Origin of the sequence: Rothia sp. 27098_8_27 (assembly GCF_041432805.1) — a bacterium.
Lineage (GTDB): Bacteria > Actinomycetota > Actinomycetes > Actinomycetales > Micrococcaceae > Rothia > Rothia mucilaginosa.
In genome coordinates, this window is the sequence record NZ_JAPWAJ010000001.1 from 246,966 (window position 1) to 269,131 (window position 22,166).

A 22,166-nucleotide genomic window follows, 5' to 3' on the forward strand; every position below is an offset into this window, starting at 1 on the left:
GTGTGCTTTTAACGCTGGGCAGAAGCCAGGGACGGGAAGGCGCGGCGTACCGACAAACCAACCAGAACCGCGATCGTGGACTTCACCAGATCCCAGGGAACGAACACCATTGCCGCGCTGAATGCGGCGTTAAAAGTCATGTGGGCGTTCACCATCATACCGGCGATACCGCAGGCGGTCAGAACCACAAAACCGCAGAAGTTCGCGACCAGAGCCATAAGGAAGGTCGCACCAATCGAACGGGTGTTGCGGGTGAACAGGTAGGCGAGGGTACCGGCAATAGCGGCGAAGGGCAGGAAGCCGAGCAGGTAGCCGGCACTCGGGGAGGCGAGCGTACCCAAACCGGCGCCGCCCTTAGCGAAGATGGGCAGGCCAGCGAAACCAACCAGCAGGTACAGCGCCACGGAGGCGGTGGCACGCTTGCCGCCGAGCACCTGTGCGGTGATGTAAATGCCGAGGGTCTGGAAGGTGAAGGGAACCGCAACGCCGCCCAAGCTGACGGCGGGCATGATGGCGAGCGCGGCGATGAAGCCCGCGAACACTGCGATGAGGGAGAGGTCGGTGGCGAGGGAGGTCTTTGCCGCTACGTTACGGCGCGGTGCCTGAGTTGCCTGGGGTTCCTGGGCTGATTCGCGCACGGAATCGGTCATTGGGGTGGTACTCCTTTGATGCGTATTGCTCTGCAGATTTTTCTACAGAGTTGAGGGTGGCGGTAGTTGACTGCTTGTCACAACCCAGTTTTGAACAATGTTCTATGAGTGGTGTCCGGTATGTATAGTACACCGCACACCACAAAAACAAAAGGTGCCCCACATGCGCACTCGGCACGCCTGCACTAAAATTGATGAGGTGCTCTGCGTGCTCGCCGCCTCTAGCCCGGCGAATCCCGCCTACCGAGCACTATCAACCCACACACCAGACCGCCATCCGGAAAGGCACCCATGATTGCTGTACAGAACCTCGAATTGCGTGCAGGCGCACGCCTGCTCATGGAAGAGGTCACCTTCCGCATCGATAAGGGCGACAAGATCGGTCTGGTGGGCCGCAACGGTGCCGGTAAGACCACTATGACTAAGGTGCTTGCCGGTCTGACCCTGCCCGCTGACGGTACGGTGACCCGCAGCGGCACTATCGGCTACCTTCCGCAGGACCCGAAGGTGGATGACATGAGCCAGCTGGCGCGTGACCGCATCCTTTCGGCGCGTGGCCTGGACGGTGTGGCGCGTAAGATGCGTCAGGCGCAGGACGATATGGCGAGTGAAGACCCGGCGGTGCGCGCTAAGGGTATGCGCCGCTACGACCGTCTTGAGGCTGAGTTCATTGCCGGTGGCGGCTACGCGGCTGAGTCGGAGGCGGCGGTCATCACCTCCAACCTGGACTTGCCGGAGCGTGTGCTCGCCCAGCCGCTGTCTACTCTGTCGGGTGGTCAGCGTCGCCGTGTGGAGCTGGCGCGTATTCTTTTCTCCAATGCGGACACCATGCTTCTGGATGAGCCGACCAACCACCTGGACGCCGACTCGATTCTGTGGCTGCGCGATTTCTTGAAGAACTTCTCGGGCGGCCTGATGGTCATTAGCCACGATGTTGACCTGATGGAGCTGGTCGTCAACCGCGTCTTCTACCTGGACGCGAACCGCTGCGTGATTGACCAGTACAACATGGGCTGGAAGAACTACCTGACTCAGCGTGAGCAGGATGAGCACCGCCGCAAGCGTGAGCGTGCGAATGCGCAGAAGAAGGCGAATGCTCTGATGGAGCAGGCGAATAAGATGCGCGCGAAGGCGACGAAGGCTGTTGCTGCTCAGCAGATGATTAAGCGTGCTGAGAAGCTTCTGCGCGGCCTGGAGGATGAGCGTCAGAGCGATAAGGTTGCGGCGATTCGCTTCCCGGATCCGGCGCCGTGCGGTAAGACTCCGCTGTCTGCTCAGGGTCTGTCGAAGTCCTATGGCTCTCTGGAGATTTTCACGGACGTTGATTTGGCGATTGACCGCGGTTCGCGCGTGGTGGTGCTGGGCCTGAACGGTGCCGGTAAGACCACTCTGCTGCGCATGCTGGCTGGTTCCACCAAGCCTGATACGGGTGAGGTCGTGTACGGTCACGGTGCGAAGCTGGGCTATTTTGCGCAGGAACACGAAATTCTTGATGGTGACCGCACTGTCTTTGAGAACATGAAGTCTGCCGCGCCGGATCTGGATGACACCCGCGTGCGCACGATTTTGGGTTCGTTCCTGTTCTCCGGTGATGATGTGGATAAGCCTGCCGGTGTGCTTTCCGGTGGTGAGAAGACCCGCCTGTCCCTGGCGACCCTGGTGGCATCGAGCGCGAACGTGCTGCTGCTCGATGAGCCGACCAACAACCTGGACCCCGCCTCGCGTGAGGAGATTCTGAACGCGTTGAAGGCGTACCAGGGCGCTATCGTGATGGTTTCTCACGATGAGGGTGCCGTGGAGGCGCTCGACCCCGAGCGTGTGCTGCTTCTGCCGGATGCGGTGGAGGACCTATGGTCGAAGGATTACCAGGATCTGATTTCGCTGGCGTAAGCAATATTCGCTGAACATCAAAGCCGACATAAAAGTACGGGGGAGGCTCCGGTGCCGTGTGGTGCCGGGGCCTCTTTGCATGTATTGCGCGTTGTTTTATTGTTCGGGGCGTATTGTCCAGGGCGTATTTTTTGTGTTCTGAAAATGTGTAGCGGAGATATTGTCGGTATTTTTCTCGTGAATAGTGCGGAAAAATGTGACCTGACCCGTGGGCTTGTATTGTTTTCTGATTATATGTGGTGTAATTGCGTTCCCGTGCATGTGATTTGTGAGTTCCGACACGCGAAACTTGCGGCGTATTTGACGGGAAATAATGTTGCCTTGTGGGTTTTTCCGGGTAAAAGAAAAGCTCTCAGTCGATATTTCAGGGGGTCTGTGTGGGCTTTTTGAATTTTTCATGTGTCTCTACATACATTGTGGGAAAAATGGTAGAAACACAACATGCGTGGGGCGTAGACTTATAACTGTTCCCGCCATTGCGAGGACGCAAATGCGAAACATTAGGGCTCACTACTGATGGTGAGCTAACGCGGGGGAGAAGAGATTCCCGCCCGCTCACGAAGGAGAACTACCAATGCACAACACTGAGTTCGAGAAGTACCCCACCTCCGGTGAAGAGAACGTTGAGGTTGACGTCTTCTGGCCCATCCAGGACGCTTAATCTCTCACCCCGATAGGTCGGGATAAGGATTAGAAAAGCGCCCCGCCGCTTCCATAGGGAAGTGACGGGGCGCTTTGCTGTCTAAATTCTGTTATTTGAACGCTACTGTCTGGGCGATGTCGCCTGAGTTCTGTGGGTTATGCGGCGTGAATACCCAGCCCGAACATCTGCAGAGGGTATTCGGTAAAGCCCATCATGGCCGCCGCGTACCAGGCGACGTACCCGGTCAGTGCTAGAACGAGTGCCTTCTCGCGTACGCTGCCGGCATCACCCAGGATTGGCAGTGCCATGTAGCCGCTCTTTTTCCATAGGGGGGACGCCACCAGGGGTTTGATAACAATGGGGTAGAGGGGCAGCAGTCCGCGGGTTGTCAGCAGGTCGCCAATCAGGTGGATGGTCGCACCGACCGAAATAGCCCAGGGGAGTAGTGCTAGCGAATCAGTCGTGTAGGCGGCGTACCCGAGGGCGACGGCACCGATCCATCCACCCGGTGCGCCGAGCACGCGCAATGCCAGACCGCCCGAGAATGCGGCAAGAAGCAGTGAAGCCCAGGGGATTCCGTTGTAGCTCAGGTTGGCGCTGAAATAGGCAATTGCCCAGAAAGCTACCAGACCCAAAATGGAGTGCGTTCCCTTGCGATGTCCGCCGCTGACTGCCCCGACAATGCGTGCTACCCAGCGTGAAATGGGCGGGATGGAGTTGGCGATACTGCCGTTGTGGTGGTCAATATCCGGTAGCATGCCCGCACCGGCGCATGCCAGGGTGGTCACGATGAGGGTGGGGGTATCGGGAACCTGCGCCACTCCCGTTTCGACGAGCACTAGCCAGCCAGCTGCGGCGCTGACGGTGTGCGAATAGCCCATCATGGGGAGGTGCCTCCTTGAATGCGATTGCTCAGCGAGTGTGGTTGCCCTGCGAGTGTGATTACCCAGTGCGCCGGGATGTTCACCCGAACTAATTAGAACAAATATAGCATATATCGAAACTACTTTCGATAGGTGGGGTTATCCCTCAAACGGCGCCACCTTAAGCGGCATCACCTCTCAATGGCACTACCCCTCAAAGGGCAGAGTCTGCTTCCAGAATTCGCGCTCGCGCAGGTAATTCTCCAGCCAACCCACGTGCTCGGAGCACGCCAACCAAATCTTGCGGCGCTCGGGGGTGTGCACCTTCGGGTTGTTCCAGAGTAGCTGAAATTCTGCTGCCTGCTGGCAGCTCTTGCGGGAGCACTTGGCGTACTCGGGCTGTGCATCCTGAGAAAGTGAACCGAGCAGATCCATGTCTTCTTATCCTTACTATTGCGCCTCGACGTGCGGTGTTATTCCGTGCCCGCGCGACCGGGCAGAAAAGGGGTGCGGGCTGTTCCGCTTCAGCTAGTGTACGCGCCCGATAAGGCATGTAAAAGAAGGGGAGCAGGTGTTCAGTGTTCAAGCGTGGAGTGTAGCCTGCGGCACCTTTGCGCTAAAACGCGGTAAAATAGGGTTTGTCTGTCCATCCGTCCACACCCCAACCGTGTAGCCGCTGCATCGGCGCTGAGCGTGAGGGGTCGACTCATCAAGGAAGCTCATGAGCGAGAACACTCCCAAGACCGTGCTGGTCACCGGCGGCAACCGAGGCATCGGCTACGAAATTGCCAAGGAATTCCAGGCAGCAGGCCACAACGTCTGCATCACCTACCGTAGCGGTGAAGCCCCCGAAGAATTTTTCGCCGTCAAGGCAGATGTACGCGATGCCGACAGCATTAACGAAGCATTCAAGGAAATTGAAGCAGAATTCGGTCCCGTGGAGGTGCTGGTCGCCAACGCAGGTATCACCCGCGACATGCTGCTGATGCGCATGAAGGAATCCGACTTCACCGACGTTGTCGACACCAACCTCACCGGTTCTTTCCGCGTGGTTCAGCGCGCCATCAAGGGCATGCTGAAGCTCAAGCGCGGCCGCATCATTCTGGTTTCCTCCGTGGTGGGTCTGTACGGTTCCCCCGGCCAGGTCAACTACTCCGCGTCCAAGGCTGCACTGGTCGGTATGGCACGCTCCATCACCCGTGAGCTGGGCGGCCGCAACATCACCGCTAACGTGGTGGCACCGGGCTTCATTAACACCGCAATGACCGAGGTTCTGCCCGAAGAAACCAAGAAGAACTACCTCGCATCCATCCCGGCTGGTCGTTTCGCGGAGGCGGAAGAGGTCGCTCGCGTGATTCGCTGGCTCGCATCCGATGAGGCTAGCTACATTTCTGGCGCGGTCATCCCCGTTGATGGCGGCCTGGGCATGGGTCACTAACCCCACCCGTACGGACTGCATGAAGCGCCCGAGCGTGGGCGCACCCTTTCTAGACTTAAGGACATAAAACTATGGCACAGCTGACCGGCAAGACCATCATCATTACCGGCTCCTCCCGCGGCGTTGGCGCAGACACCGCACAGATTCTCGCCGCTGAGGGCGCGAACATCGTGGTGAACTACCGCTCCAAGGCACCGCGCGCGAACAAGATTGTCAAGGCTATTGAAGAGGCTGGCGGCAAGGCAATCGCAGTGCAGGCTGACGTGACCAACAATGAGGACCTGCAGAACCTCGTCAACACCGCCGTGGAGACCTTCGGTTCCCTGGACTACCTGATCCTGAACGCGTCGGGCGGCATGGAATCCGGCATGGGCGAAGACTACGCAATGCGTCTGAACCGTGACGCACAGCTGAACCTGGCACGCCTGGCTGCAGAGAAGATGCCCGAAGGCGCACGCATCGTGTTCGTGACCAGCCACCAGGCGCACTTCATCCGCGAGGTTGAGACCATGGACGAGTACAAGCCCGTCGCAGAGTCCAAGCGCGCAGGCGAAGACGCACTGATCGCCGAGATCCCCGCACTTTCCGAGAAGGGTATCTCCCTGGTCGTCGTGTCCGCTGACATGATTGAAGGCACCGTCACCGCAACCCTGCTGAACCGCCTGCACCCCGGCGCTATTGAGCAGCGCCGCGAGACCGCCGGCAAGCTCTACACCGTCAACGAGTTCGCGCAGGAAATCGCGAAGATGGTCACCGCAGACGTTGAGACCGGCCACGTTGAGCTGGTCGGCGGCGCACGCGGCTTCATCGACTAATAACTTCAGCCGCTATAGGTGCCGTTGCGGATGCGCCCGCCCCTCTGACAAGGTACATTTGATGAGGCGCGCCGCCCCTGACGCGGCGGCACCTATAGCCCTAAGGCTTCGCGCGAGGAACCCAATGTGGGGTACCCGCGCACTATGCGCCAACCGCTCCGATAACCCGGCACGGGTTGCGGGGTGGGGGCGCATCCCATCCATCTAACTCACTGGAAGAAGAACCATGAGCACCGTACTCAACCTTCAGAATGTCTCCGTGATTCGCGGCGGCCGCAAGATTCTCAACGACGTTTCCTGGACTGTGAACGAAGGTGAACGCTGGGTCGTTCTGGGCCCCAACGGCGCCGGTAAGTCCACTCTGCTTTCGATTGCGGCAGCCCGCTTGCACCCGACCAGCGGCGAGGTTGAAATCCTTGATGAGACCCTCGGCGCTGTTGACGTGTTCGACCTGCGCCCGCGCATTGGTCTGTCTTCCGGTGCTTCGGCAAACCAGATTCCCGCCAACGAGAAGGTTTCCGACGTTGTCGTGACCGCAGCGTACGCTGTGTCCGGCCGCTGGAAGGAAGAATACGACGTCATGGACGACGAGCGCGCCACCGAGCTGCTGGCTGACTGGGGTGTCGACACCCTCGCTGACCGCACCTTCGGCTCCCTCTCCGACGGCGAGCGCAAGCGTGCACTGATTGCCCGCGCCCTCATGACCGACCCCGAACTGCTGCTGCTGGATGAGCCCGGCGCAGGCATGGACATCTCCGGCCGTGAGGACTTGGTTGAGCGTCTGACCGCGCTTGCCGCTGACCCCTACGCACCGGCTACCGTGCTCATCACCCACCACCTCGAGGAAATCCCGGCGGGCTTCACCCACGCTCTGCTGGTCCGTGACGGTGGCGTGGTCGCCGCCGGCCCGATCCTGTCCACCATTACCGAGGCGAACCTCGCAGCAACCTACGATATGGACCTGGCTCTGACCGTCACCTCCGCGGGTCGTTACTCCGCGTTCAAGCGCGCATGAGCCGTGCCCCGAAGCAGCTGAGCGCCGAACAGATTGCTGAGCGTGCCGAGCGTGTCTACGCCATCGAATCGGTCACGGCTCTGGCGCAGGCACCCGAGCAGGCTTTGCGCTACTACACGCAGCTGACCGATGTGAAGCTCCGTAGCGCCATGGAGCCGCAGTGGGGTATTTACATTGCGGAGTCTTCGAAGGTGATTCGTCGTGCGCTCGCTGCCGGTCATCAGCCCGTTTCTTTCCTGATGAGTGAGAAGTGGGCTGATGATTTGGCGGATGTTCTGTGCGCCCATTCTGACACTCCCGCGTATGTGGGTAGTGAGGAGCAGCTGGAGCAGGTGACCGGTTTTCATCTGCATCGTGGCGCCTTGGCAGCGATGGCTCGTCCGGCGCCGCAGCCCCTGGAGCAGTTGTTGCAGGGTGCCTCTCGCGTGGCGATTTTGGAAGATATCGTGGACCACACGAATGTGGGAGCTATTTTCCGTTCGGCTGCCGCGCTGAACGTGGATGCTGTGCTGGTGACTCCGCGGTGCGCTGATCCGCTGTATCGCCGCTCGATTCGCGTGTCGATGGGTACTGTTTTTCAGGTGCCGTGGGCTCGCCTGGAGTCGTGGCCTGCCGACCTGCAGACCCTGCACGAGCTGGGCTTTAAGAGCGCCGCGCTCGCGCTGGAAGAGGACTCGCTGACCCTGGAGGAGCTGTCTGCCCGCCGGGATGATAAGCTTGCGCTGATTCTGGGCACGGAGGGGCACGGTCTGTCGCCCCGCACCTTGGCGGCGTGTGACGATACGGTGATGATTCCGATGTCGCACGGTGTGGATTCTTTGAATGTTGCGGCGGCGAGTGCCGTGGCGTTCTGGGAGACCCGCCCGCGCTCATAACCTGAGTTCTCACCTGATTTTTAACCAGCGCGAGCGCCTTCTTCGGGTGCCTTGCGTTGTGTAGGTTGGTGCCTGTGAGGGAATGTACTGGGATTTAATCCGTGAAGGTGGTACCCTTAATGGGTTGTGCACGCCCTATGCGGGCACAATGGTGATGCGCTCTGAGATTTTCTCGATAGCTGCACATCGAAAAACCTACTCCATCTATATAAGGGCTACTGGCAAAATCCAGTAGCAGAAGAAGGTAATCAATGAAGGCAGAAATCCACCCGGACTACAACCTGGTTCTGTTCCGCGACCTCGCATCCGGCAAGGTCTTCCTGACCCGTTCCACCATGACCTCGGACAAGACCGAGAAGTGGGAAGACGGCAACGAGTACCCGATCGTCGAGGTTGAAATCTCGTCCGAGTCGCACCCGTTCTACACCGGTAAGCAGCGCATCATGGACTCCGCAGGTCGCGTCGAGCGCTTCAACGCACGCTTCGGCAACTTCGGCAAGAAGTAAATCTTCTTTCCCAGTTTTGCTTTTTAGCGAAATCAATGCCCCGTTCTCCTTGGCTTTCAGGGAGGCGGGGCATTGTGCGTTCTGCGGCACATAGCAAAATAACTCGCACAAACGTGAGGAAAGTTGTAATGTAAAACCTTTCGCTCACTGGTGCGTAGACCCGCTGACGGCGTTACAATGGGAAAGTATTTTGCGAGCTGTGCATTTTCTGTGCCCTCCAGCACCGCCCCATATCGGCGGGTTATTTTCCGGCTCTCTGTATTCTAGAGACTTCGCTGGATGCGCTACGCACCTCGCGTATCACCACCTCAAACAAAGGACAACTTAATGAGCGACGCTCACTCTGAACCGTCGCAGAAGAAGAAATGGGTCAAGCGTGTCCTGCTGATCCTGCTGATTCTTCTGCTGGTTATTACCCTCGGTATTGGTTTCTTTATTTGGCGTGCTGGCCACACCTGGGATAGCAAGACCGAGAAGTTTGATTCCATCACTAAGGTGGACGAAGATCTCAGCAAAATTAAGGAGCAGCTTGGCGAGGCTAAGAAGCTCAACGTGACGGAGCTGAAGGCTCCGACCGTGACCAACTCGGATACCGGCAAGAACGGTACCAACGCTAACGGCTCCGATGCTGCTGCGGCTCTTGCAGCTAACGCCAGCGAGCACGACGCAGATGGTGACGGTATCTTGGACAACGGATACAATTACGGCGTCATTAAGGGACCCGGCAAGAACATCCTGTTGCTCGGTAGCGATACCCGTACTGGTGCTGATGCAGCTCTGGTGAGCGGTTCCCGTGCGGACACCATCATGCTGATGCACATCCCGGCTGACGGCAAGGGTGTGTACATCATCTCGATTATGCGTGACACCTGGGTTGATATTCCCGGTTACGGTACGGCTAAGGTGAACGCGGCGCTGAACTACGGCGGTGTTTCCCTACAGGTTGCTACCATCGAAAACCTGGTTGGCGTCAAAATCGACCACGTGGCTGAGATTGAGTTTGAGGGCTTCAAGTCTCTCGTGAATGCCATTGGTGGCGTGGATGTCCAGGTTCCCTTCGCATTCACCAGTAATGTCTGGACCTTTACCCCGGGTCTGATGCACCTCAACGGCAGTGGCGCTTTGAGCTTTGTTCGTGAACGTTACTCTTTCGCTGATGGTGACTACCAGCGTGTTCGTAACCAGCGTGCGTTCCTGCGCGGTCTGTACAACACGATGAAGGCTAAGGGTGCGTTGAGCAACGTGGCATCTTTCCAGTCTTCTATCGAGTCTCTGACCGACTATATGCGCGTGGACCAGGGTCTGAATGCGGCGCAGATTGCTCAGATTGCGGCTCCGGTGCTGACCAGCGGTGACACTACGATGCGCATGACCACTCTGCCGAACGCTGGCCCGGGTTGGTCCTATGACGGTCAGTCAATCATTCTGGTTAACCAGGCGGCAAATGCTCAGTTGGCACATGCTTTGCAGAATGACACGATGGATCAGTTCATGGCGACTTACGGTCAGGACTAAGGTCTAACTCCTTGCGGGGGTGAAAGCTTGTATGAGCTTTCACCCCCGCTGGTTTTTAACTGCTTCCGGGAAGCTACCGGGATGCAGACACTTGGAAGCGCCTCGTTAGCGTTTAGAGGGCTGCTGGGGCACACAAAAGGGGCGGCTACCTCACCGCGGTGGTGGGGTAGCCGCCCCTTTTGTATCGTTGCGTTGTATCTTTACGCCCTGTAGCAGAGGAATTTATGCTTTCGAGTCTTCTTCAGCCTCGTCGGTCTCTTCATATTCTTCCTCGTACTCGTCGTAGTCCTCGTAGCCTTCGTGGTAGGGCTGACGGCCAAAGTAGAAAGCGACTGCCGCAACAGCGCCACCTAGGATAGCGATGAGGATGCCGAGCATCGGGGTCCACAGTATCGAGATTAGGCCGGCGACCAGAACGGCGAGGCCTGCACCCTTGATCAGGTTCAGCAGACGGTCACGCTCGTTCGGCTCGTAGTATTCTTCTTCCTCAATGCTGTACTCGATGACGGGCTTCTCTGCGGCGAGTTCGCTACGAGCCGGCTCGGGTGCGGAGGAGCCGCCGGTCAGGGAGCTCATGAAGCCGCGGCGCCTCTTCGGTGCCTGCTGTGCGGAGGACTCCAGGTAGTGGCGTTCACCTTCGGTGGGGACGAATGCGGCGGGCACATCGTACTCTTCACCGACGGGTAGCAGAGCCGGAACGTTGTTGGGCAGGGTCTCATACCATTCCTGCGGAATATCGGCGGGGCGTGCAGCCTGAACGGTCAGGGACAGCTCGAGGGTGTTACCGCGAATAGTGCCCCACGCGCTGGTGAGGCGGTCGTTCTCAAAAGCGTAACGGATGACGGGCGTCAGCTGCTCAGACATCTGGGTGCTCAGGCGGCCCACAAGCTTGCGGTCGTGGCGCACCTCAACACTGTCAACGAAACGGCCGTCGGAGGTCTTGAGCTGGTTCGCTTCCAGGGTCAGGATCACGCGGCCTTCACCGCTGGGCGGCAGGATGCTGTGCAGGTATTCGGAGTGTTCCTTCTCGTCGAGCACCTTCATCGACGGGCCCTGGGGCAGCAGGGTCGCGCGGGTCGGTGCGTCGTTGAGGGGGAAGAGGGAACCGGGTGCGGACAGGGAGAGCACACCGGTGCTCTTCACGTGCATGCCGCCGCCTTCAGCACGCACGGCAACGGCGGAAAGCTGCAGGTGCGCGATGGGTTCGTAGCCGGAGGCGACCACGCGGGTAATAGAATCCCAGTACGCGGCGGAGTCTGCCGCGCTCATGCGGCCTACCTTGAATTCGTCAATGTAGACGGCGATGCTATTGGGCTCGTAGGGGTTATCCGGTTCGGGAACGAGGCGCGCTTCACCGTACCAGATACGTTCACGGTCGATGTGCAGTTCCTCAAAGATTTGGAGGGTTTCTGCTTCGTAGTAATCATCGGTGACAATGTCAACGCTACCGCGGTCACCGAGTGCGTAATCGACCACTGAAAACTCCTTCTGATGTGTCTAAGCGAGCGGATACCTAGTCTATTCTCTCATGCTTTCAGGGTGGACAGCTTACAAAAACGGGTGACATTTATCTGTCTTTTAGCACCGGGTGCACATAGTTTTGTGCCCCAGTGAAACTACCCCGCGAAACTGCCCCGCCAGTAAGCGCCCATGCCAGCGCATGAACCGCTGTATGAGGGAAATATTTGGACGGCATACCGCCGCTATGAATTCTATAGATGAGCCAGAAAAAGACCACCGCCCGGCACGTCCTGGTACGTTACCGGGAGCGTGCCGAACGGCAGTCTCTCAAAGAGGCTAGAGAACCTAGCGGGGGAGAGCGGAACCTAGCCTAGATACCGGCTCACACCCCGCCACAAGCCCTCAAACCATGCAGCTTAGTCCTGCAGGGAGGCATTGAACTTCTGCGCCACAATCGAACGGTGGCCGTGATCCTGAGCCTCCAGAACCAGACGACGCAGAGCCGAAGGAGCCTCGGGGTTCGCCTCCAGCCAACGCTGAGCCAACGCAACGGAGGGGTTACCCTCAACACCCAGACCCTCGGTGGAGCCGGTGTTGTACGGAGCCTTCGGGTACAGGCCACGCACAATGCGGGTCGCCATACCAATCGAACGGGACGCCCAAATGGGCAGCAGAGCCTCAAAGTAGGAGTCGTAGTAGGACTCACGCAGCTCAACCGGACCGCGAGCAAAACCGTTAATGGTCGAAGCCAGAGCGTCGTTCGACAGCGACTCGTCTTCCATGATGGTCTTGTACGCGGCTGCCTTACGCTCAGCAGAGGGCAGGGCAGCAATCGCGTACGCGTAACCATTCGAAGAAATCGAGGAGGGGCTGTACTTCGCCGCACGGTCCAGATCCTCAACGGTCACTAGGTCGCGGCTTGCGAGCGCACCCAGTGCACTCCAACCCAGGTTCTGGTCGTAAGGAATGCCGGTTGCGTCAGCAATATCGCCGGTGGTGTCTTCGAAAGCACCGCGGGCAATATCGCGGCAGAGCTCTTCACCCTTGGTCGCGTTGGTGGAGACCGAAATCAGGGCGCGCAGCAGAATCAGCTGCTCGTCGGAGCCGGGCTTAGCCTGCGCCAGTGCGGCTGCGAATGCGTCGTAGAGAGCGTCGTAGAGACGCTCGCGGCCGGTGGGTGCGGAGAAGGTTGCGATAGCGACCTGTGCGTTGTTGACCATGGTGCCCAGCAGGGATGCGCTCGGTTCCTTGGAGACGTTGCGTACGACTGCGTCGACGTAGGTGGTGACGGGCAGGCGTGCATCGCGCACGTTCTCCCAGAGGGAGCCCCAGATGAGGCCGCGGGAGAGCGCGGATTCGAGGGTGGAGACACCTTCGATAGCTGCCTGCAGGCCGTCTTCGTCGGTCAGAGCAACCTTGGCGTAGGTGTGGTCTTCTGCGTTGAGCATGAGCAGGTCAGCTTCGCCGACGAGCTTCTTCTGCTCCTCGGTGAGCTCCACGCGGTGCTCGGAAACGGGCTCTGCCGGGTACTCGAGGGAGAGCAGGCCGGTGGAGACGAGCTTGCCGTCGGTCAGCGCGAAGGTTTCCAGCTTTGCCACGTGGGGGCGGCCCAGACCTGCGGGCTGCTGTGCGGGCAGTTCCTGGGTGAGGATCAGGTCGGTGAGCTGGCCGTCTTCGCCGTAGACACGCTTGGTGCCCAGTGCGGACACGCCGGAGGTCTGCAGCCATGCGTTAGCCCATGCCTGCATGTCACGGCCGGACACCTCGTTGAGTACCTGCAGGAAGTCGTTCAGGGAGGTGTTGCCCCACTCGAAGCGCTTGAAGTACACGCGTGCTGCCTCGATGAAGGTGTCGAAGCCGACGTAGGCGACCAGCTGCTTGAGCACGGATGCGCCCTTTGCGTAGGTGATGCCGTCGAAGTTCTGCGATGCTGCTTCCAGGTGGGGGATGTCAGCAACGATGGGGTGGGTGGTGGGCAGCTGGTCCTGCATGTATGCCCAAGCCTTGCGGTTGTTCGCGAAGGTGACCCATGCGTCGTTGAAGTTGTTGGCTTCCTTAGCGCCGAGGGTGCCCATGAAGTCTGCGAAGGATTCCTTGAGCCACAGGTCGTCCCACCACTTCATGGTGACGAGGTCGCCGAACCACATGTGTGCCATTTCGTGGCAGATGGTGTTGGTGCGGCCTTCGAGGTCGTCCTCGGTTGCGCCGGAGACGAAGATGTAGTCTTCGGTGAAGGTGACCAGGCCGGGGTTCTCCATTGCGCCGATGTTGTATTCGGGCACGAATGCCTGCTCGTACTTGGGGTACGGGTAGGGGTAGTCGAAGAGGTCCTGGAAGAAGTCCAGGCCGTTTTTGGTGACCATGAAGATGTGGTCGTAGTCGAAGTGCGGCTTGAGGGACTGGCGGCAGTATGCGACCAGGGGGATGTCGCCGCTGTTGACCTTGCTCTTGGGCTTGTAGGTGGTGGTTGCGGTGAAGTATTCGCCGGCGACGATTGCGGTGATGTAGGTGGAGATCTTTGCGGTGGGGGAGAAGACTCGCTTGGTGATGGAGTCGTCGGTGGGGTCTACGACCTGGCTTTCGAGTACGCCGTTGGAGCTGACGACCCAGTCCTTGGGCGCGGTGATGCGGAAGTTGAAGACTGCCTTCAGATCGGGCTGCTCGAAGTTCGGGAAGACTCGGCGGCAGTCGGAGGGCTCATACTGGGTGTACAGGTAGACGCGACCGTCGGAGGGGTCGAAGTAGCGGTGCATACCTTCGCCGGAGCGGGAGTAGTAGGAGCGACCGTGAATGGTGAGCACGTTTTCTGCCTGCAGGTTGGGCAGGGTGATGCGTGCGCCGTCGACGACATCAGCCAGGGTCAGTTCGGTGCCGTTGAGCTTAACGGAGTCGACGCTGTGGTGGATGTAGTCGATGAAGGTTTCTGCACCGGGGGTGTTGCAGGAGAATCGGACGGTGGTGACGGTGGGGTAGGACTCGAATTCGGGGTCCTTGGCGTTAGTCAGGTCGACATGCACGTCGTAGGTGTCGACACTGATGAGAGCCGAACGTTCTGCGGCTTCTTCGCGGGAGAGGTTCTCATTATTCATGCTCTTTATTCTAGTCGTTATGACCGAAAATATGGCAGTTGAGTGGGCGTGCCGGTCATATTACTTACGGTGCGAGAAGATCGCTGGGGGTGTGGGGAACCAACCAACCTATAATGTGTGATGCAGAACATACTCTTTCGATTTGCGGAGTATCCAGAAAGCCCGTATAGTATTACGTGTTGCTTCGAACGGCACCGAAAGGAAAACGTTCGAAAGTCACCTGCGCGGGTGGCGGAATAGGCAGACGCGCTAGCTTGAGGTGCTAGTCCTCGTATTAGAGGGTGGGGGTTCAAGTCCCCCCTCGCGCACAGATAATCCCCGGTTCTTCGGAACCGGGGATTTTTGTATGCCCGGTAAAAAGCACACAAAAAAGTAGTGGGGTGAGGCTCCTTGAATGGAACCTCACCCCACACTAGCTACGCTAAGGAAGCTAGAAGAACAGCTGGATCAGCTGAAACTGAACGAATCAGTACTGTTCAGAGAGATTACTCAGCCAGACGCTCCGGGTCGGTGGTGACCAGAATCTTCACAGCGGTCTCATTGTGGTGGATCAGGGTGTCGAAGCCCTTGTCAATCAGGTCTTCCACAGCGATCTTGCCGGTGATGAAGGGCTTGAGGTCAATCTTGCCGGACTCAACCAGCTTGATGGTCTCCGGGTGGGAGTTCACGTATGCGATGGTGCCACGGATATCGAGCTCCTTGAGCACAACCTTCTGAACATCCAAGGAAGCGGGCTTACCCCAAATGGAGACGATGACGACCTTACCGGTGGGCTTGAGAGCATCCAGGATCAGGTCCAGTGCGGGCTGAACGGAGGTGCACTCGAACGCGATGTCAGCGCCACGGCCGTCGGTCAGCTTGTGAATCTCAGCCAGGACGTCAACCTCTGCGGGGGAGAAAGCGTAGTCAGCAACGCCGGAGTCCAGAGCCTTCTGGCGGCGCAGCGGGGACAGCTCGGAGATAATAACCTTAGCGCCCTTAGCCTTCAGAACTGCGGAGGTCAGCAGGCCGATGGGGCCAGCACCGGTAACCAGTGCGAATGCGCCCTCTTCGAACTCGCCTGCACGCTCAACAGCGTGGTAGCCAACGCTCAGGGGCTCAATCAGTGCAGCTTCGTCCAGGGGAATGGTGTTGGGGATCTTGTGAACCCAGCGGCGCTTGACAGCAACCTTCTCGGACAGACCGCCACCGCGACCTGCCAGGCCGATGAAGTTCATGTCCTTGGACAGGTGGTAGTCCTTGGAGTCGGGGCCGGTGTAAACGTCATCACGAATGATGTAGGGCTCGACGACAACGTGGTCGCCAACCTCAAGGTCGTCTACGCCTTCGCCCAGTGCCTCAACAACACCGGAGAATTCGTGACCGAGGGTGACGGGGGAGTCCTCACCAGAAATGGGGTGGGGATGACCGTGCTGGGGGCAGAAGATGGGGCCGTCCAGGTATTCGTGCAGGTCGGTACCGCAAATGCCGCACCATGCGACCTTGACCAGAACCTCGCCCGCAGCGGCTTCGGGTGCGGGGATGTCTTCAATGCGGATGTCGTGGCGGTCGTAGAAGCGTGCTGCCTTCATGGGATGGAGCTCCTTAGCGTGGTTGTGGCGCTCACTGCGGTGTGTGCTTGCTGGTACGGTTCGCATCCATGGGTCTGTCACGGTATTGACAGAGGCCCAAACGACATGGTCTGGACCGGTTGTGAACTGTCCTGCCGGCATTCGCATCGCTAGCGCCGGATGGTGATGGGTGCGGCTGGATTGTCGCTCCCATGTGCTTAACGCTACTCCTATGAATCAAAGATTCCTAGGATATATACAAATTTTCTTTTATGTGACACAAATTTCTTTTTGGGTGTTTTCGACTCCATCACGCCCGAGCATCTAGCGCCCGGCGAGCGCAGACGGTAGCGTAGAAGTATGACTGACGCGAACGCACAGGGCACCGCCGCCCACACCCAGCCCACTTCTGACAGCTCCGGTCGAACGGCACCGAACCGACCCGCCGCAATAACCCGCCACTATGACGCGCCCGACGCTGATTGCGTGCGCGGTAGCGAGTACTCCGAGATTCTTGCCCTCGAAACCGAGCGGCGTAAGCGTGCCGCTGAGCACCGCCGCAAGCGCGGGCACGCGCATCCCGAGCAGGAACATGCTGACCACGGTCAGCCCGAGCAGGAACGTAGCCACGGCAACCGCCACGGTCATGGAAAGGGGCACGGCGCGCATCACGGTCACCGCCTCGACGAAGATAGTGGACTGGCACATATTCGCCGCGACCTCGCCGAATCCGTCGCCACGCGCGCGGACTCTCTGACCGAAATTCTTAAGGCGATTCACGCTCACCCCGAGACTGCCTACGAGGAGTATTTCGCCTCCCGCACGCTCGTTGATGCGGTCCGCGAAGCCTACCCGAACCTCAGCATCGAGTACCCCGCCTTCGGCCTGGATACCGCCTTCAAGGTGGAGCTCACCAGCGCCGACTACGACCCCACCAAACACCGCACCATCGCGATTCTCTCCGAATATGACGCGCTGCCGGGCATCGGTCACGGCTGCGGCCACAACGTCATTGCGGTCTCCGGGCTGGGTGCTTTCTTTGCCCTGGCGGATGCGCTCGTTACCGGACCCGAGGCGTTCAGCGGTAGGGTCCTCTACTACGGCACGCCCGCCGAAGAGTCCGACGCCGGTAAGGAGCTGATGGCGCGCGCCGGCGCGTTCGAGCGGGTGGATGCCGCCATTATGGTGCACCCCTACTTTATGGATGTGGCTGATCAGGCGTGGTTGGGTCGCCGTGAATGTCGCGTGACTTATACGGGCGTGAGTGCGCACGCTTCCTCGCACCCGTTTATGGGTCGTAACGCCCTGGATGCGGCAAACCTGGCGTATCAGGGTTTGGGTTTGTTGCGTCAGCAGATTCCCGGTTCTGACCGTATTCACGCGATTATTGACCATGGCGGGGATGCCCCGAATCTGATTCCTGCCTCCGCGAGCCTGCACATTAATATCCGTTCTAAGCACGCGCCGACTCTGCGTGCGTTGTCGCGACGGGTTGAGGAGGTGCTGCGCGGTGCGGCGCTCATGGCTGGCGTGAGTGCGGAGGTGACGTGGGATTCTTCGCCGATGACCATGCCGGTGCGTACGAACCGCCCGCTGTTGAAGCGTTGGGTTTCGGCTCAGCGTTCGGTGGGTCGCCACCCGTACCCGCCCGGAACGGTCAGCGACACCCTGGCGGCTTCGACTGATTTCGGTAATGTGAGCCTGCGCGTGCCCGGTATTCACCCGCTGATTCAGATTGCGCCCGAGGGTACCGGCATGCATACGGTGGAGTTCGCGCACTGTGCGGACACCCCGGCGGCGGTGGATGCTGCCCTGGACGCGGCGTTCGGTTTGGCGTCTGTGGCTTTGGACTTCCTAGTCGACGACGAGCTGGCGGATGCGGTTCGTGCTGATTTTGAGGCTTCCGGCGGTGCCGTGGACGTGGAGGGCTACTTTAGCGGCATGTGAGCTTGCTCAAAAGGTCAGAACGTCATTATTTGGTTTTGTGAGTGAAAAACACCCCTCATAGCCCATAAAGTCACCAGCACCCATCGAAAAAAGCAAAATAACCCAACACAAAACGCAAAATCTGCGGCATAATAGAACATAACGAAGCAAGCTCACCGGGGAAGGACGCCCGCCCAAGGAAATTCAACCCCGAGGCACACACCCGCTTCCTTATAGACCACGCGAGAATCCTCTCGCACCACACGGATAACTCTCACGAAAAGAGGGCATACAGCAATGAACGGTGTCAACAACCCCACCAAGCTCGGCGTCATCGGTGCAGGCGGCGTCGGTAGCGCAACCGCATACGCAGCTATGGTCCGCGGCTCCGCAGACGAAATCGTCCTGTACGACATCGACGGCAAGCGCGCACACGCTGAAGCACTGGACATCGCACACGGCGCAATGTTCGCACACGAAGCAACCGTAACCGGTGGCGACGACATCGAGCTGCTGCGCGACTGCGACATGGTCATCATCACCGCAGGTGCTCGCCAGAAGCCCGGCCAGCCCCGCCTCGAACTGGCAGGCGCAAACGTCGCAATCCTCGAGAAGCTGCTGCCGAACATTCTGTCCGTAGCACCCAACGCAATCATCATGCTCGTCACCAACCCCTGTGACGTTCTCACCGTTGTGGCTCAGAAGATTACCGGCCTGCCCGCAAACCGCGTGCTGTCCTCCGGTACCGTTCTGGACTCCTCCCGCCTGCGTTGGCTGATCGCTAACAAGGCTGGCGTCTCCATCAAGAGCGTCCACGCAAACGTTGTTGGCGAGCACGGCGACTCCGAGTTCCCCGTCTGGTCTGCAGCAAACATCGGTATGGTTCCCCTGACCGAGTGGGAGCAGGACGGCAAGCTCGTCTTCACCGAAGAGGTCCGTGCAGAACTGGCAACCGAAGCTATGCGCGCAGCATACAAGGTCATCGAGGGCAAGGGTTCCACCAACTACGCAATCGGTATCTCCGGTGCACGTATCGCTGAGGCATTCCTCGGCGGCCAGAACGCAGTGCTGCCCGTCTCCACCACCATTGCAGGCGAGCTGTACGGCTTCAAGGACGTTGCACTGTCCCTGCCCACCATCGTGAACCGTGAGGGCATCCAGCGCGTGCTCGAGGTTCCCATGAACGAGGCTGAGCTGGCACAGCTGAAGGCATCCGCTGAGGCAATCCGCGCATCCGCAGCTTCCCTGGGCTTCTAAAACCCCGGCTTCTCATTCTCTCGGGCTCAACCCGTAAGAAGCAAACATTCAGTAGGCGCAGCGTTAAGCTGAGCTAACCGACAGAAGAACCCGCCGCACCCGGCACCTGCTCTCTTGAGGAGTGGGGAAGCTGGGGACGGCGGGTTCGCTGTGTCTGTAAGGTTTTTATGCGGGGTTTGATGCGCCGCGTGCTGCTTGGCTTGACCAATCTGGCTTGCCGAGCCTGACTCGACCAACCTGGGCTTACCGCTCTGGCTTTGGTGTTCTCTTCACGGCACCGAATTTACCCGCTGATTTACCTGCCGCACCCGTTCATAGTTCCGCGTTTAAACCGCCGCATGACCGCCCGGCGCACACCATCGGCCTGTAGGTAGTAGAATAAATGGCATGAGCATTGATCCTCGCACCGAACTCACCCGCCTCCTTGACGCGCTGGAGGCGCACCTGACCGCCGTCGTCAACCGAACCGGCGAGCACGACTCTGCCGTCGATGAGGCATACGTAGAAATCGCCAACGCCTTCGAAGCCTACGAAGATGCCCTCTTCGAGGCGTACAACGAGGTCACTCCCTTGAGCGTCTATGGTGATGAAGACGAGGATGACCTTGAAGAAATCCTCGACGATGAAGACGACATCGACGACGATATTGAGTACGAGGACTAAATAGCGCCTCGCCCATACGTTACGGACCGACCCCTGACCGGTACCCCTACGCGGGGTAATACGGCAGGGGTCGAACCGTACCCACAACACCCGCGTAGATCTTGCCCTCAGCGCTTACTGCCTTCAGCGCCCGCCGAAAACCCACCCGCCTGATACACACCGAGCATGCACCGAGAACGGAGACACCCGTGAGCGAACCCCGCACCTGGCGCGACGCCGCCCTCATCCTCCGCACCCAAAAACTCGGCGAAACCGACCGCATCATCATCATGCTCACCCGCGACGGCGGAATCACCCACGCCGTCGCCAAAGCCGTACGCAAACCCACCTCCAAGTTCGGTGGACGACTCGAACCGTTCATGCACACCGACCTGTCCTTCAGCCGCGGCCGCACCAACCTGCACACCATCACCCAGGCGGCAACCCTGCACGCCTACACCGCACCGATTATGGCGAACTACGATGCGTACACGTGCGCCTCCACCATCGCCGAACTGGCAGAAGCACTCACTAAAGACACCGACAGCACCGCCGACATATACACCCTCACGCACGGGGCGCTTGCCGCGCTCGCGCACGGGCAGCACGTGCCGCAGAGGATCCTGACCCGCTACCTGGCGCGTAGCATGAATGCCGCCGGTTGGCCGCTCATCGGTGAGAACTGCACCCGATGCGGTAACCCGCTCGTGAGCGCCGATAGCCGGGGTGATAACGGGGCAGACAGTAGCGCCCCCGTCGCTACAGGCGGAAGCGGCAGGTACATTGCCTTCCACACCGCCCACACCTACGGGCACCATACGGTTCTCTGCCCCCAATGCGCACCCGCCACCGACACGCCCCTAACCGGCCTGCGCGCCGAAGAGCTCGGCTATGCGCTCGCTACCGCATCGGCGGATCCGCGCGCCTGGGCGACTATTGACGTAGCACCGGTTCCGGTTGCCTCCAAAATTCTGGGACTCTACCTGAAAACCACCCAGAACCTGCTCGAAAACCCCCTGAAAACGGCGAGCGCCCTCGAAGCAGAAATTCCTGCATCGTAAAAGATGCACGCCGGCGCGTCAAACATGGGCCAACCAGGACACAAAATAACCCCCGAAGCACCCGCCCATGCGCGCTATATCACGGTAAAATAGCTAACAGCACGCCAGGTTTATATCTGGCGCATATCTAGGCAAACGACCCCGGGGGAGAACCCGCCAGGGAAGAAAGGCACACATGGCACGCACCCAGCCCGTACCCCCGCCCGCACACCCCACCGGGGCAACCCCACCGCCGATCCCGAAGAAGTTCATTCCGCAGCACGTCGCCGTCGTCATGGACGGTAACGGACGCTGGGCAAACGAACGCGGCCTGCCCCGCACCGAGGGCCACCGCGCCGGCGAGGCGGCACTGCTGGACGTTGTGGCGGGCGCTATCGAAATGGGTATCCCGTACGTGACCGCCTACGCTTTCTCCACCGAAAACTGGAAGCGCTCACCCAGCGAAGTCGCGTTCATCATGCGTTTCTCCACCGAGGTGCTGCAGCGTCAGCTGGCAACCCTCAAGACCTGGGGTGTGCGCATCCGCTGGGCTGGCCGCCGACCCAAGCTGTGGAAGAACGTCATCGAAGAGCTCGAACACTGCGAACGCGAAACCATCGACAACACCGTCTGCACCCTCACCATGTGCGTGAACTACGGCGGCCGCGCAGAAATCGCCGACGCGGCGGCAGCTATCGCAGCGGACGCTGTGGCGGGCAAGATCAAGCCCGGCAACATTACCGAAAAGACCATCCAGAAGTACCTGGACGAGCCCGACCTGCCCGACGTTGACCTGTTCCTGCGTTCCTCCGGTGAGCAGCGCATCTCGAACTTCCTGCTCTGGCAGAGCGCCTACGCCGAGATGATTTTCATGAACGTGCTCTGGCCCGACGTTGACCGCCGCACCCTCTGGGAAGCTGTCGAAGAGTACGCGCGCCGCGACCGCCGCTACGGTGGCGCAGTCGACGCTGTTGCCAACGACAAGTAGCAG

18 protein-coding genes and 1 tRNA gene are annotated in these 22,166 nt (G+C 59.5%); 13 read left to right on the forward strand and 6 right to left on the reverse strand.

Annotated elements, in window-relative coordinates:
* Window positions 1-8 precede the first annotated feature (8 nt).
* A complete protein-coding gene (locus O3675_RS00920; protein WP_049358339.1) occupies window positions 9-650 on the reverse strand; it encodes a biotin transporter BioY in 642 nt (213 codons plus the stop codon).
* 291 nt (window positions 651-941) lie between these two features.
* Between O3675_RS00920 and abc-f the strand changes: the two genes are divergently transcribed.
* The gene (abc-f, locus tag O3675_RS00925) at window positions 942-2,540 is read left to right on the forward strand and encodes a ribosomal protection-like ABC-F family protein (protein ID WP_005506088.1); all 1,599 of its coding nucleotides are present in this window, start codon (window positions 942-944) and stop codon (window positions 2,538-2,540) included.
* Window positions 2,541-3,338: 798 nt separating this feature from the next.
* Here abc-f and O3675_RS00930 read toward each other — a convergent pair.
* Complete coding sequence (locus tag O3675_RS00930; RefSeq protein WP_371570344.1) at window positions 3,339-4,067, reverse strand: metal-dependent hydrolase; 729 nt, start codon at window positions 4,065-4,067, stop codon at window positions 3,339-3,341.
* A gap of 186 nt (window positions 4,068-4,253) precedes the next feature.
* Window positions 4,254-4,481, reverse strand: a complete 228-nt coding sequence (locus tag O3675_RS00935; RefSeq protein ID WP_371570346.1) for an acetone carboxylase — start codon at window positions 4,479-4,481, stop codon at window positions 4,254-4,256.
* A 286-nt stretch (window positions 4,482-4,767) separates the two neighbouring features.
* On the opposite strand from O3675_RS00935, the gene O3675_RS00940 reads away from it, so the two are divergent.
* The 6 genes from O3675_RS00940 (at window position 4,768) to O3675_RS00965 (ending at window position 10,210) form a co-directional block, all read left to right on the forward strand.
* The gene (locus O3675_RS00940; protein WP_005509097.1) at window positions 4,768-5,484 is read left to right on the forward strand and encodes a beta-ketoacyl-ACP reductase; all 717 of its coding nucleotides are present in this window, start codon (window positions 4,768-4,770) and stop codon (window positions 5,482-5,484) included.
* 71 nt (window positions 5,485-5,555) lie between these two features.
* On the forward strand, window positions 5,556-6,299 hold the full coding sequence (locus tag O3675_RS00945) for an SDR family oxidoreductase (protein WP_012903562.1): 744 nt from the start codon (window positions 5,556-5,558) through the stop codon (window positions 6,297-6,299).
* Window positions 6,300-6,525: 226 nt separating this feature from the next.
* The gene (locus O3675_RS00950; protein ID WP_096740637.1) at window positions 6,526-7,314 is read left to right on the forward strand and encodes an ABC transporter ATP-binding protein; all 789 of its coding nucleotides are present in this window, start codon (window positions 6,526-6,528) and stop codon (window positions 7,312-7,314) included.
* A complete protein-coding gene (locus O3675_RS00955) occupies window positions 7,311-8,189 on the forward strand; it encodes a TrmH family RNA methyltransferase (protein ID WP_371570349.1) in 879 nt (292 codons plus the stop codon). Before O3675_RS00950 ends, O3675_RS00955 begins: the two co-directional genes overlap by 4 nt.
* Window positions 8,190-8,440: 251 nt before the next feature.
* The gene (locus O3675_RS00960; RefSeq protein WP_005506069.1) at window positions 8,441-8,695 is read left to right on the forward strand and encodes a type B 50S ribosomal protein L31; all 255 of its coding nucleotides are present in this window, start codon (window positions 8,441-8,443) and stop codon (window positions 8,693-8,695) included.
* A gap of 327 nt (window positions 8,696-9,022) precedes the next feature.
* Window positions 9,023-10,210 carry an LCP family protein gene (locus O3675_RS00965; RefSeq protein ID WP_005506066.1) on the forward strand — a complete coding sequence of 396 codons (1,188 nt, stop codon included), beginning with the start codon at window positions 9,023-9,025 and terminating at the stop codon, window positions 10,208-10,210.
* Window positions 10,211-10,432: 222 nt separating this feature from the next.
* Here the strand turns inward: O3675_RS00965 and O3675_RS00970 are convergent, their stop codons facing one another.
* A complete protein-coding gene (locus tag O3675_RS00970) occupies window positions 10,433-11,686 on the reverse strand; it encodes a hypothetical protein (RefSeq protein WP_371570352.1) in 1,254 nt (417 codons plus the stop codon).
* A gap of 401 nt (window positions 11,687-12,087) precedes the next feature.
* Complete coding sequence (gene pepN / locus O3675_RS00975) at window positions 12,088-14,760, reverse strand: aminopeptidase N (RefSeq protein WP_371570354.1); 2,673 nt, start codon at window positions 14,758-14,760, stop codon at window positions 12,088-12,090.
* Between the two features lie 222 nt (window positions 14,761-14,982).
* On the opposite strand from pepN, the gene O3675_RS00980 reads away from it, so the two are divergent.
* A tRNA-Leu gene (locus O3675_RS00980) sits at window positions 14,983-15,068 on the forward strand.
* Between the two features lie 177 nt (window positions 15,069-15,245).
* Here the strand turns inward: O3675_RS00980 and O3675_RS00985 are convergent.
* Window positions 15,246-16,331: a 2,3-butanediol dehydrogenase gene (locus O3675_RS00985; RefSeq protein WP_294641744.1), complete on the reverse strand. Its 1,086-nt coding sequence runs from the start codon at window positions 16,329-16,331 to the stop codon at window positions 15,246-15,248.
* Between the two features lie 339 nt (window positions 16,332-16,670).
* On the opposite strand from O3675_RS00985, the gene O3675_RS00990 reads away from it, so the two are divergent.
* From O3675_RS00990 to O3675_RS01010, 5 genes are all read left to right on the forward strand, one after another.
* A complete protein-coding gene (locus O3675_RS00990) occupies window positions 16,671-18,257 on the forward strand; it encodes an amidohydrolase (RefSeq protein ID WP_371570356.1) in 1,587 nt (528 codons plus the stop codon).
* Window positions 18,258-18,533: 276 nt separating this feature from the next.
* A complete protein-coding gene (locus O3675_RS00995; protein WP_371570358.1) occupies window positions 18,534-19,493 on the forward strand; it encodes an L-lactate dehydrogenase in 960 nt (319 codons plus the stop codon).
* Between the two features lie 387 nt (window positions 19,494-19,880).
* The gene (locus O3675_RS01000) at window positions 19,881-20,156 is read left to right on the forward strand and encodes a hypothetical protein (RefSeq protein WP_005509088.1); all 276 of its coding nucleotides are present in this window, start codon (window positions 19,881-19,883) and stop codon (window positions 20,154-20,156) included.
* Window positions 20,157-20,344: 188 nt separating this feature from the next.
* Entirely contained in the window at window positions 20,345-21,196 is an 852-nt protein-coding gene (gene recO, locus O3675_RS01005; RefSeq protein WP_371570360.1) for a DNA repair protein RecO, read from the forward strand.
* A gap of 175 nt (window positions 21,197-21,371) precedes the next feature.
* Window positions 21,372-22,163: an isoprenyl transferase gene (locus tag O3675_RS01010; RefSeq protein WP_049341241.1), complete on the forward strand. Its 792-nt coding sequence runs from the start codon at window positions 21,372-21,374 to the stop codon at window positions 22,161-22,163.
* Window positions 22,164-22,166 lie beyond the last annotated feature (3 nt).